Annotated in this window: 12 protein-coding genes; 4 read left to right on the top strand and 8 right to left on the bottom strand. The window is 40.2% G+C overall.

Features of this window, described 5'->3' with window-relative positions; all coding sequences use genetic code 11:
• Positions 1–259 precede the first annotated feature (259 nt).
• Positions 260–1,648, top strand: coding sequence for an APC family permease (locus DYI81_RS01175; protein WP_106984499.1), 1,389 nt, complete (start codon positions 260–262; stop codon positions 1,646–1,648).
• Positions 1,649–1,796: 148 nt separating this feature from the next.
• On the opposite strand, the gene DYI81_RS01170 is transcribed toward DYI81_RS01175, so the two are convergent.
• The 8 genes from DYI81_RS01170 to rplU all read right to left on the bottom strand — a co-directional run bounded on the left by DYI81_RS01170 (position 1,797) and on the right by rplU (position 8,283).
• Positions 1,797–2,264 (bottom strand): hypothetical protein, encoded by a 468-nt coding sequence (locus tag DYI81_RS01170; protein ID WP_227865864.1) that lies wholly within the window; start codon positions 2,262–2,264, stop codon positions 1,797–1,799.
• Between the two features lie 163 nt (positions 2,265–2,427).
• Positions 2,428–2,907 (bottom strand): tRNA (cytidine(34)-2'-O)-methyltransferase, encoded by a 480-nt coding sequence (locus tag DYI81_RS01165; protein WP_106984498.1) that lies wholly within the window; start codon positions 2,905–2,907, stop codon positions 2,428–2,430.
• 36 nt (positions 2,908–2,943) lie between these two features.
• The gene (cysG, locus tag DYI81_RS01160; protein ID WP_117006481.1) at positions 2,944–4,320 is read right to left on the bottom strand and encodes a siroheme synthase CysG; all 1,377 of its coding nucleotides are present in this window, start codon (positions 4,318–4,320) and stop codon (positions 2,944–2,946) included.
• Positions 4,321–4,397: 77 nt separating this feature from the next.
• Complete coding sequence (gene serS, locus DYI81_RS01155; RefSeq protein WP_106984496.1) at positions 4,398–5,669, bottom strand: serine--tRNA ligase; 1,272 nt, start codon at positions 5,667–5,669, stop codon at positions 4,398–4,400.
• A 131-nt stretch (positions 5,670–5,800) separates the two neighbouring features.
• Positions 5,801–6,589 carry an RsiV family protein gene (locus tag DYI81_RS01150; RefSeq protein WP_106984495.1) on the bottom strand — a complete coding sequence of 263 codons (789 nt, stop codon included), beginning with the start codon at positions 6,587–6,589 and terminating at the stop codon, positions 5,801–5,803.
• A gap of 203 nt (positions 6,590–6,792) precedes the next feature.
• Complete coding sequence (lolA, locus tag DYI81_RS01145) at positions 6,793–7,488, bottom strand: outer membrane lipoprotein chaperone LolA (RefSeq protein WP_106984494.1); 696 nt, start codon at positions 7,486–7,488, stop codon at positions 6,793–6,795.
• 209 nt (positions 7,489–7,697) lie between these two features.
• Entirely contained in the window at positions 7,698–7,952 is a 255-nt protein-coding gene (gene rpmA, locus DYI81_RS01140; protein ID WP_106984493.1) for a 50S ribosomal protein L27, read from the bottom strand.
• 19 nt (positions 7,953–7,971) lie between these two features.
• Positions 7,972–8,283: a 50S ribosomal protein L21 gene (gene rplU / locus DYI81_RS01135; protein ID WP_106984492.1), complete on the bottom strand. Its 312-nt coding sequence runs from the start codon at positions 8,281–8,283 to the stop codon at positions 7,972–7,974.
• Between the two features lie 453 nt (positions 8,284–8,736).
• On the opposite strand from rplU, the gene sdsA reads away from it, so the two are divergent.
• The 3 genes from sdsA to DYI81_RS01120 all read left to right on the top strand — a co-directional run bounded on the left by sdsA (position 8,737) and on the right by DYI81_RS01120 (position 12,549).
• On the top strand, positions 8,737–9,714 hold the full coding sequence (gene sdsA / locus DYI81_RS01130; protein ID WP_106984491.1) for an All-trans-nonaprenyl-diphosphate synthase: 978 nt from the start codon (positions 8,737–8,739) through the stop codon (positions 9,712–9,714).
• A 24-nt stretch (positions 9,715–9,738) separates the two neighbouring features.
• Entirely contained in the window at positions 9,739–11,790 is a 2,052-nt protein-coding gene (locus DYI81_RS01125) for a site-specific recombinase (RefSeq protein WP_106984490.1), read from the top strand.
• A gap of 153 nt (positions 11,791–11,943) precedes the next feature.
• Positions 11,944–12,549, top strand: a complete 606-nt coding sequence (locus DYI81_RS01120; RefSeq protein WP_117006480.1) for a phosphatase PAP2 family protein — start codon at positions 11,944–11,946, stop codon at positions 12,547–12,549.
• The last annotated feature ends 25 nt before the right edge of the window (positions 12,550–12,574 follow it).

The following is a 12,574-nucleotide window of genomic DNA, read 5'->3' as shown; positions in this document are numbered from 1 at the left end:
ATATAGCGAAAATTCCAGCCTGATGTTTTTTTAAGCATCAGGCTTTTATCTGTAAGCCTTAAAAACAGCGACTTTCACTTTATCTTCATGTAAGTTGGCATGTTTTCTGCTCAGAAAAGAAATAAAATCACTGGCAAAAATTTACATCTTGGAGTAAATTGGCGCGCTTTTGTTTCAAAATGTAGGGGGGATCGTTCGTCTCAAACGATCCTGACACAATAAGACTGATCCTTGATCAACGATTAAGAGGATAACGCCGTTGACAAATTTATCTGGGACTCAATCGGCAGCTAAACTGCAAAAAACACTCGGGCTTTGGCACATCATTATCATTGGTTTGGCCTATATCCAACCGATGACCTTATTTGACACGTTCGGATTAGTATCTGAAGAAAGTCATTTTCATGTGCCTACCTCTTATATTATTGCTTTAATTGCAATTTTATTTACGTCTATTAGCTATGGTCATATGATCCGTCGCTACCCTTCTTCGGGTTCGGCATATACCTACGCACAAAAGTCAATTCACCCAAACGTCGGTTTTATGGTGGGTTGGTCGTCTTGGCTTGACTATTTATTGTCGCCAATGGTCAACATTATTTTGGCCGTTATTTATCTTGAAGCATTATTCCCTTCTGTAAACCACTGGGTTTGGGTCATTGTGCTTACAGCATTTATGACGGGTGTTAACCTTCGTGGTGCACGCTTTGTTGCCAACTTTAACAGCTTAATTGTATTGATTCAGCTGATCGTGATTGGCGCATTTACGTGGTTGGTATACAGCAAGCTTCAAGCTGGATTCAATGCAGATGGCCCAATTACAGCAGAAACACGTGCGCAATTGTGGAGTCTCGAACCATTTTGGAATGAACTCACTAGCGTTGGTGCCCTCATTACTGGTGCAACTTTACTGTGTTTCTCATTTACCGGTTTTGACTCATTAAGTTCACTGGCTGAAGAAACCAAAGATACTGAAAAAACCCTACCTAAAGCGATTTTCTTAACAGCGTTGATTGCAGGTGTAATTTTCATTATCAGTACTTATTTCATGCAATTGTACTTCCCTTCTGCACCAGGAACGTACTTTAAGAATATTGCCGAAACACAACCAGAAATTTTACTGCTTGTCGGTGGCTCTTTATTCCAATCGTATGTACTTGCATTTGCAATCGTTACCGTTATGGCATCAGGGATCTCTGCGCATGCAGGTGTATCACGTTTAATGTATGTTATGGGTCGTGATGGCGTAATTAACAAGAAGATCTTTGGTCATATCAGTCCAAAAAGCTTCACACCGTCTTATAACATTATCATTGTAGGCGTTGTTGCATTAACTGCTGGTTTCATGGATCTTGATATTGTGATTTCTATGATCAGCTTCGGTGCCTTAACTGCCTTTACGTTTGTGAACCTTTCTGTCATTTCACGCTATGCACTACGTGATGGTCGTACTAAAAACTTCAAGGATATCTTCAGTTTTGTCGTCATCCCAATGTGTGGTTTCCTCAGTATCTTTGCCATGTGGTTAGAGATTGAAGAAACAGCATTGAAATATGGTTTATGGTGGGCGATGTTTGGTATCTTGTACTTAGGCTACAAAACTAAGGGCTTTAAACACCCTGCACCACAGCATAATGAATTTGAATAATTTTAAGATGATTCATGCTTAATTAATCAAATAAATTCTTTTTCCGTTCAACGGGACGGAAAAAGAACACTTCAAAATAACTAACTTATAAATGATCTAAAAATATTGCTTTAAAATATCCACTCAAACCTTTACGTACTATATTTTCTTAACGTAAGCGACAATTAAAGCCCATGCGCGTATCTACAATATTATCTTTATAGCCCAAGCTTTGAATAAATAAATTTCGATCGGTCAAAAGCTTCTGATCTTGCTCACTCAAACGTTCACGATTAGTAACAGCACTATTAAACATTTCATCGACTGTACGTTGAAAAATACCGCAGACTTCTTGTCGCTTGGTTTTATTCAATTGACGCCCCAACAAAAAGCTACGTTCAAAGTCCTTATCTGTCAAAGTCTTCCCCCAATCTTCAATACGCTGGTTCTGACGTTGCATCATTTGTGCTAAACCTTGCTCCATTTCGGCAGAAGTGATTGGAGAGACAGTTGTTGTTGCTTGTGTAGCACTCGCACTCGGCTCGCTATCTGTAGCACTAGATGCATACTGAGAGAACAAAAAACTAACGAACAACATACTACTTACATTGATCCATTGGCGATATTTCAAAATCATCCCTCATCAGCTCAGTTTTTATTGTTTTTAGTTATACACAGTTTCAACATCAAGCAAAATATTCAACACATTTTACTTACATAAAACACAAACTTTAGTCCCGCCTTTTGCTTATGAAATGGCATAAAAAAACCACTCTTTCGAGTGGTTTTTTTATGGAGTTTTAAACCAGTTCTTTAAAATCTTGCTGACGCCATGCTTCGTATAAAATCACAGCCGTCGCATTAGATAAATTTAGACTGCGCGAATTCGCAGCCATTGGTAAGCGAATCCAATGAGACTGTGGGAACATTAAACGTACATCTTCAGGTAAACCACGTGTTTCTGGCCCCATCAGCAAGGCAACAGGACGGTTTAAATTAGAAGTATGTGGCGTTTCTGTCCCTTTGGTCGTCAAAGGATAAATCGCATCTGCTGCAATGCCTACGCTATCTAAATGTGCTAGACACTCAGCAAAATTTTCCCATACTTTCATGTGTGCCCATTCATGATAATCCAATCCAGCACGACGCAATTTTTTATCATCTAACTCAAAACCTAATGGCTTTACTAGATGTAATTGCGCTCCTGTATTGGCACATAAACGAATGATATTCCCTGTATTTGCTGGAATTTCTGGCTCGTATAAAACAACATGAATCACAGGATTTACTCTACTCTTTTCAATGTCGCAAGGCGCTTAGCCTTGCCACTGTAATTGTTCACGCAAGCGTACTACTTCACCAATAATGGTTAGCGTTGGCGCTTGTATTTGATGATCACTCACTTTGGAGGCAATATCTGCCAATGTCCCGACCACAACTTTTTGATCAGGTGTAGTGCCTTTAGACACCAAAGCCACTGGCATATCTGCACGTTGACCATGTTCAATCAAACGTTGGCAGATTTTTTCCAATCCAACCAAGCCCATATACAGCACAAGTGTTTGGTTTTCATAAACTAATTCTTGCCAAGGGAGTTCAGGTGAACCTTCCTTTAAATGGCCCGTTAAGAAACGTACACTTTGCGCATAATCACGGTGCGTTAAAGGAATACCCGCATAAGCAGAACAGCCAGAGGCTGCGGTAATCCCAGGTACAATTTGGAAAGCAATACCTGCTGCAAACAGCTCTTCAATTTCTTCACCGCCACGTCCAAATATAAACGGATCGCCACCTTTTAGGCGACAAACACGCTTACCTTGCTGTGCATATTGAACCAATAAGGCATTTATACCTTCTTGGGGCACAGCATGGTTTGAACGCGCCTTACCCACATAGATTTTTTCTGCATCACGACGACACAAATCCATGATTGGGGCAGAGACCAAACGGTCGTAAATCACCACATCAGCTTGTTGCATCAGACGTAAGGCTTTCAAAGTCAAAAGCTCTGGATCGCCCGGCCCTGCACCAACCAAATACACCTCACCTTTCGGCTTTGTCCATTCAATTAAAGCTTGTTCAATTAAACGATCTGCCTCAGCAAGATTGCCATTAAACACCTGCTCTTTGAGTGGACTGGCGTATAAGTCCTCCCAAAAAATACGGCGTTCATCTGGATTGATAATTTTGGCTTTTACGACACTGCGCCATTTTCCCGAAAACTCTGCCAAAGCTCCCATTCCATGCGGAATACTGGCTTCAAGCTGGGTACGAATTTGACGAGACAACACAGGTGATGTGCCATTACTGGCAATAGACACGACCAAGGGTGAACGATCTATAATGGCTGGGACCATAAAACGACAATGTGGCGGATCATCAACACTATTTACCAACACATTCTCAGCTTCACAGGCTTCAAATACATGACGATTGACTTCAGCATGATCTGTAGCAGCAATCACCAAGCGATATTGACGCAGTCGTATGTCAGCACTGAATGGTGCTTGTACATATTGCCCCTGCGATTGCTCAACGATCTCTAATAAGTTAGCTTCAATTGCTGGTGCAACAACATTGACGACTGCGCCTGCTTTGGCCAATAAGACTGCTTTACGATAGGCAATATGACCACCGCCAACAATCAGACAAGGTTGCTGTTGCAACTTTAGCGAGATTGGAAAAATATCCACAAGAGACCTCAAAAAAACTATATCTGACTGCTTAAAAAAAAGTGCACACTTTTGTGTGCACTTGATTCAACTCGAACTTAGTCGATGTAAGTTTTACCACCCATATATGGACGTAATACTTCTGGAATTTCAATCGAACCGTCTGCACGTTGGTAGTTTTCCATCACTGCAAGCAAAGTACGACCGACAGCCAAACCTGAACCATTAAGTGTATGCACAAATTCAGTTTTCTTTTGGTCTGCACGGTAACGCGCTTTCATACGACGTGCTTGGAAATCACCCATGTTTGAACATGAAGAAATTTCACGATAGGTATTTTGGCTCGGCACCCAAACTTCTAAATCGTAAGTCTTGGTTGCACCAAAGCCCATATCACCACCACAAAGAATGATTTTACGGTATGGCAAACCTAAAGCTTGCAAAATACCTTCTGCATGGCCTGTAAGATCTTCTAGCGCTTGCATAGAAGTTTCAGGTTTTACAATCTGAACCATTTCTACTTTGTCAAATTGGTGCTGACGGATCAGACCACGTGTATCACGACCGTATGAGCCTGCTTCACTGCGGAAACACGGTGTATGCGCCGCATAGCGAAGTGGTAAACGATCTGCATCAATGATTTCATCACGGACAAAGTTCGTTACTGGCACTTCAGCTGTAGGAATTAAATAAAATTCTTTTTCGCCTTGAAGCTTGAATAAATCTTCTTCAAATTTAGGCAACTGGCCTGTACCACGTAAAGAATCCGCATTAACAAGATAAGGTACGTACGCCTCTGTATAGCCATTTTGCTCAGTATGCGTATTTAACATGAACTGAGTAATCGCACGTTGTAAACGCGCTAAAGGCCCTTTTAATACACTAAAACGCGAACCTGTTAATTTTGTTGCAGTTTCAAATTCCAAACCGCCCATCATTTCGCCAAGGTCAGTATGGTCTTTGATTTCAAAATCAAATGTACGTGGTGTACCCCACTTTAGAATCTCAACGTTATCCGCTTCGTCTTTACCTTCTGGTACAGACTCATCTGGCAAGTTTGGAATCGATAATGATTTTTCTTCTAACTCTGCTTGTAATTCTGCTAAAGCAACTTCAGCGGCTTTAATTTCATCACCAATAGCCGACATACGCGCCATAATTTCAGAAGCATCTTCGCCTGCTTTTTTAAGCTGACCCACTTGCTTCGCACCCGCATTACGCTCTGCTTGCAAAGATTCAGTTTTTGATTGAATTTCTTTACGACGTGCTTCAAGTGATGCCCACTCTTCTACATTTAATTGCACACCACGTTTAGCTAAGGCTAAATTTACAGCCTCAATATTATTTCTGAGTAATTTCGGGTCGATCATAGCCAGTCTTGGAATAAGAAAAAAACTGGCTATAGTGTAAGCTCTTCATGCTAAAAAATACAGTGACTGGGCATACAGCTGTGCCTTATTAGAACAATATTGCGAAGATTTTGTACAAATCCTCATCGCGATTATTGATTGTTATATTTTGGCAAACTTGGCAAATATTGCGCCTGAATCACTTCACCCGCAGATTCATAGGGCAATTTAAGCTCAGACATTCCCTCAGCATAGCTGGCCAATTCATACAATGGATAAACAAACATCAGACCATTCGGGCCATAATAAAAATTATCGCTGAGTTTTAACTGCGCCTTTTCAATTTTATGGTTATATAACCAGTTGATATTGGCATCATAGAGTGAATCTAGTACTTTTTGCTCCGCACCTTTTTTCAATATATCTTGTAAAGACAATCGTTTATGCGTTTTTAAATCAAAATTTACATATTCAATATGATACATACCATGTGCAGCCCCTGCACTGTAGCTATAGCTATAAATTGCAAACGTCGCAAGATTATACTGCTGACCAATATAACGAACAGACATATTTTGCTGATTTAAACCCGCTTGACTCCCTTCAGAAACATCCACCTTTTGTGGCGCATGTTCTGCAAATGCAATCGGTTCAGCCTTACGAATACGATCATTAAAATAATCATCGATCCAAGGCACACCCGACTCAACGGTTTGCAACACAAACTGAGTACAACCTTCTTTTTCACAAACATTCTTCTGGTAATTCGCTACATTCACCGCTTTAACTTGTAACAACGGAACAGATGGTGTCTCAGCGACCACAGGCGCAGATGCTGCAGCCTCTTGATCTTTTTTAGGTAAGTCATGGCGCTGACAACCTACAAACATTGTCGCCAGCAAGGTCATTAACAACACTGGTTTAAGTTGTACTGAGTTCATCCGAAATCCCTATGGTTATTTCTAGCCGAAGTAAAGTTGAATTTTCACATTATTCAAAGTCAAAAGTATAGCCAAAACACCAAAGCTCCTAAAAATAATTCATTGATGCATCAGCGTTATATACTTAACTCACTCAGCATAGACATAAAAAAAGCAAGCCTCAGCTTGCTTTTTGTATCTCAGATTTATTCAAGATCATCATCTTACTGATCAATAATATCTGTGCCTTTTGGCGGGGTAAAATTAAAGGTCGATGCTGGAATAGACGCATTCACTTTTACATTATTAAAGCGCACATAAGTGGTTTGACCTAAAGAATCCGCTAAAATCATTAAGTTTGGTGCTTTATTGACACCAAAGCTGATGGTTAAACTTTGAAAAACACCATCTTTTTGTTTTGGATATAGCGTGTAGTAAGTTTTAGCTTTGTTTGGCTGTGTTACACGATATGACTGCATAATTTGATTGGTATTACCCGAAAGTAACAATGCAGGTGTATTTGCAACTTGATCATCCAAACCTTGTCTTACTGCTTGCTGTAAGTCTGGATCATAAATCCATACCGTCTTACCCGAAGTCACAATAGTCTGCTTAGATGGGCTGGTGGTTTCCCAGTAAAATTTACCTGGGCGTTCAACCTTCATCACCCCTTTAAAAGTTTGATTCATGTGCTGTGCAGATAAACCTTTTTTCTGCACAGGCTTTGCACCTGCAGTTGCTTTAGAAGTTTGCTCAAATGTTGCACTTAGACTACGAATGCCATTTAACTGCTTAACTAAGCTTGCTGTCGCTTGCTGCTCCGACGCTGCTGTAGCAGCAAACACAGTCGTACTCATGGCTGGTGCTAACATTACTACACCCAATGTCATTGCACATACGGTTTTACGAAGCATTTTCATAATTCACCTTTTCTAATATTTGCGTGATCGCAATTTCAATCTATGCACACATCTTAAACCAATTTGAATCACTAAAATGAGAGAAAATAAGAAGTTTTGTATTGTTATTAATGCAAAATGCATAGTTTTATTCATCATGATGAAGACGTTTGTCAAATTTTAAGCATAAAAAAACCCACTTTACAGTGGGCTTTTTTCTATATCAGCGATTAAGCGTCAACAGATACGTAGCGACGGCCAAACTGACCTTTCACTTCAAATTTTACTACGCCATCAGCAGTAGCAAAAAGTGTATGGTCACGACCCATACCTACGTTTTGACCAGCGTGGAATTCAGTACCACGTTGACGAACGATGATGTTACCAGCAGTCACAGATTGACCACCGTAGATTTTAACACCCAACATTTTTGGGTTCGAGTCACGACCGTTTTTAGTCGAACCACCGGCTTTTTTAGATGCCATGTCTCTTTACTCCTCGTAATTAGCCTGAAATAGCTGTAATTTTCAACTCAGTGAACCATTGACGGTGACCTTGTTGTTTACGATAGTGTTTACGACGACGCATTTTGATGATGCGGATTTTGTCGTGGCGACCATGGCTTACTACTTCAGCAGTAACAGTAGCGCCAGCAACAACTGGAGCACCGATTTGAATGCTGTCGCCGTTTACAAGCATCAATACGTCATCAAACGTAATTGTTGAGCCAGTTTCAGCTTTCAATAATTCTACTTTAAGGGTTTCACCCTCAACTACACGGTGTTGTTTACCACCGCTTTGGATAACTGCGTACATAACGTACTCCAAACATGCCCGTGTCGTCGTGCCGATAAAGGAATATACCGATCTTAATACGATCGCCACTGGGGTTATACAAGGGCAAGGATTTTAAGTGATAATAGAACAAACAACAAGTCATTTGCACAAAAAATTATCTAGAATTAACGATTATTTAATAAACAATATCTTAGAACATGATTAAATATTGCTTAAGGCTTATACTTCTTTGAAAAATGACATAGATTTTTAAAAACTATTCGTTACTATAGTCCTTATAAACATAAGCACATGCGCTATTATTGCCAGAAATCAGCCATGTGCATTCGCATAGGGAGATTAGAAGGATGATTTTTGTCGCATGAAAGCCTTATGCTTGCGACAAAACTGGTCGCTTCTATCTGTAAATACCACCACAATTGCTCTTTTAAAATTTAGAGTAATTTCAAACCAAATGAGGTTTTTCTTCACATGACCATCGACTTTAAGCAAGATATACTCGCTCCTGTTGCAACTGATTTTGCCGCGATGGACACATTTATTAATGAAGGAATTACCTCAAAAGTGGCTTTAGTCATGGCCGTAAGTAAGCATGTTGTAGAAGCAGGCGGTAAACGCATGCGTCCAATTATGTGTTTACTGGCAGCCAAAGCGTGTGGTGCAGAAGATTTAGAAAAACACCGTAAATTAGCCGCAATTATTGAAATGTTGCACACAGCAACGCTTGTTCATGATGACGTGGTTGATGAATCTGGTTTAAGACGTGGTCGTCCGACAGCAAATGCAACATGGAACAATCAAACTGCGGTATTAGTGGGCGATTTTCTTATTTCTCGTGCTTTTGACTTATTGGTTGATTTAGACAATATGGTCTTGCTCAAAGACTTTTCGACTGGAACTTGCGAAATTGCTGAAGGCGAAGTCCTACAATTACAAGCACAGCATCAACCAGATACAAATGAACAGACCTATTTAGATATTATTCATGGCAAAACTTCACGTTTGTTTGAATTAGCAACTGAAGGTGCTGCTATTTTGACAGGCACACAGGACTACCGTGAACCGCTACGCAAATTTGCGGGTCACTTTGGTAATGCCTTCCAAATTATTGATGATATTTTAGATTACACCTCAGATGCTGAAACATTAGGTAAAAATATTGGTGATGATTTAATGGAAGGTAAACCAACTTTACCTTTAATCTCAGCATTGAAAAATACACAAGGTGAAGAACACGACATTATTCGTCGTAGTATTGCCACTGGTGGAACAGCAGATTTAGAGCGCGTGATTGCTATCGTACAAAGCTCAGGCGCACTCGATTACTGCAGCAAACGTGCTGAGGAAGAAACTCAAGCAGCATTAAATGCACTGCAAGCTCTACCCGATACAATTTACCGCCAAGCGCTGATGAATTTGGCACAGTTGGCACTTCATCGAATTCAGTAATCTTTTATCATTTTTACTTTGCCTATGCATATAAATTTCAACGATTTATTTTTATCTATGCAACATCAGCTCGAGCAACCTCGGGCTGTGTTAGATGACCAATTACTGATTGATCTCGTTGATCGTATCCGTCCAGAAAACAGTAAAAATAACGAAGAAATACATACGAAGTTTAATGCTTTTTTACAAGCACTCCTACTAACACCAGATGCAGCATCTACACTGCAAAGCTTTGTTTTAAAGCTCATTAGCCAATATAAGCAAACAGGACTGTATGCTGATACAGGTATTTTATCGCTCGATGGCTTTTGGAATCAGCTCTCACAACGTCTAGGTGCACATTTTTTACCGCTGATTAATGATCAAAGCCAGTTACAAGACCTAGTCCGCCGTGTATTTCACGAACGTAGTGATAAATATTGGCTTGATCAAATTGATGCGCATGAATGGCAAAAGCTGTTTAAGCTTCTCAATCAAGGCCACAGTAACCAAGACGAAAAAAAACAAATTCGCCGTGAATTAATTAAAGCTATAACGGTACTGTCCTATCGTGTGAGTGGAATTGGTCTATACCCCGAGTTTATTAATGCACAGCCAGATTTAACAGAATACGAATCCCCTTTTTTGGTTCAAAACCGAGAAATTAACGAATTTATTCATCAATATAAACAACTTCACCAATCGACAGAACTCATGCATGCAGTTGTGCCACCCGACGCATCACAAGCGCTCGTCATGTTGGATCAATGTCGTGAAGTCGTTCTTAAAATTCGCCGTGCCACTAAACGAATTGGCGTGAGCGTCAGCCTCACCTATTTGTTGTCTTTATTAGAACAGTGCCTCGACCGCGTAGAACTTCTCTTAAAACTCATTGTTGAAGAAGACAACGAGCGTTACTTTGCCTTAGGCACACTCCTTGCAGATATCACTGATGCAATCTACAGTGAGCAAAGCGTACGCTCTTTACTGGCAACCAACAGTGAATTGATGGCCTTACAAGTCACAGAAAATGCCAGTAAAACTGGTGAACATTATGTAAGTACAGACAAAAAAGGCTTTTTTTCGATGTACAAATCGGCAGCAGGCGCCGGTGTGATTATTGCCATAATGGCAACACTTAAAACCCTGATGGCACGCGTATCGATGGCCCCGTTAATGCAGGCCTTTAGCTATAGCATGAATTATTCTTTAGGCTTTATGCTCATACATGTGATGCACTTTACCGTAGCTACCAAACAGCCAGCTATGACAGCGGCAGCACTTGCAGCCACAGTACAACATCGTAAAGGCTCAAAGACCACGCAAATTGCAGAATTGGCCGCCCTGATTATTAATATTATCCGCACTCAATTTATTGCAATTCTAGGTAATATTTCAATTGCGATTCCCGTGGCCGCACTCATTGTGATGTTTTGGGATGTGGTGTTACATGAACACCTCATGACACATGCCAAAGCAACCAAAACTTTGCATGACCTCAATCCCTTTACCTCTTTGGCCGTTCCCCATGCCGCTATAGCGGGTATTTGCTTGTTTTTGTCAGGCCTGTTGGCGGGGTATTTTGACAATATGGCCATTTATCGCAAGGTTGGGCCTCGAATTAAAGCTCATCCTAAGCTGAAAAAAATAATGAGCCAAGAGCGCTTAAACGCCTTTGCAGCCTATATAGAACGAAATTTAGGGGCTTTGGCGGGTAACTTCTTATTCGGGATTATGCTCGGCAGTATGGGCACCATTGGTTATATTTTAGGTCTGCCTTTAGATATTCGACACATTGCTTTTGCGTCTGCCAATTTTATTCAAGGCTTAATGCAAATTAATGGTAGCCCAGATATCGGACTCATTATTGTGTCCTTTATGGGCGTACTCATGATTGGTTTAACCAACTTATTTGTGAGTTTTACTTTAACCATTATTGTGGCACTTCGTGCACGTCGTGTACGATTTGAACAATGGAAACCGCTCGCAAAACTGGTGCTAACACACTTCCTCACACGCCCAAGTGATTTTTTCTGGCCACCTAAACAAGCTTTAGAAATTCGTGAAAATAACGCCCCTCAAAAGAATTCCCACTAAAAGGATTTGTTATTTTATTTTACACAGTGTTAAAAAAGTACGAAAAAGAAATTAGCATAATTTACACACACTTGAAATAAAGTGTACTGATGAGTACACTTTAACCCATTATTTAACCCAGTTTCACTCGGTTAACATGACAAGGATACATGCATGCCAAAGCAATTGCTGTTCCTCGGCGGTTTGTTGTTGTTAATCAGTATAATTTTACTGAAAATTCCTGCATTTAAAGCTTCTGATTTAGGTGCAGTGCAATGGATGTTTGCTCATCGTAGCCACAGTCTCAACAGCATCGCTATTGGATTATCAATTATTGGTGGCATGCCATTTGTATTATTTATGACCACGCTATGGTGTTTAACTTTGGCATGGTATAAAAAATATATAAATATTGTTTTTATCAGTATAGGAATTATTGGAAGTATTGTTCTCACTTGGGCACTCAAATACTTCATTTCTCGACCACGTCCACCTGAAATGTATTTCTTAGTGCAAACCTATGGAGATTCATTTCCAAGTGGACATAGCCTCTATGCGGCAACGCTGGGGTGTCTTGCAATGTACGTATATCTGCAGTATACACACCATAAACTCATTTGTTTAGCGATGAGTTTATGGATGATTGTTATGGGTATATCCAGAGTGTACGCAGGTGCGCATTATCCTTCCGATGTCCTTTCTGGCTGGAGCATAAGTTTTATTTGGATCACGCTTTTATATCTCGCGATAAGCAAATACCAAAGCGCAAATAAAAAATAAACTTTAGATATAAATCTAATTGAGG

Origin of the sequence: Acinetobacter sp. SWAC5, assembly GCF_003419885.1 — a bacterium.
Lineage (GTDB): Bacteria > Pseudomonadota > Gammaproteobacteria > Pseudomonadales > Moraxellaceae > Acinetobacter > Acinetobacter cumulans.
This window is presented reverse-complemented; position numbering and strand designations above follow the sequence as displayed.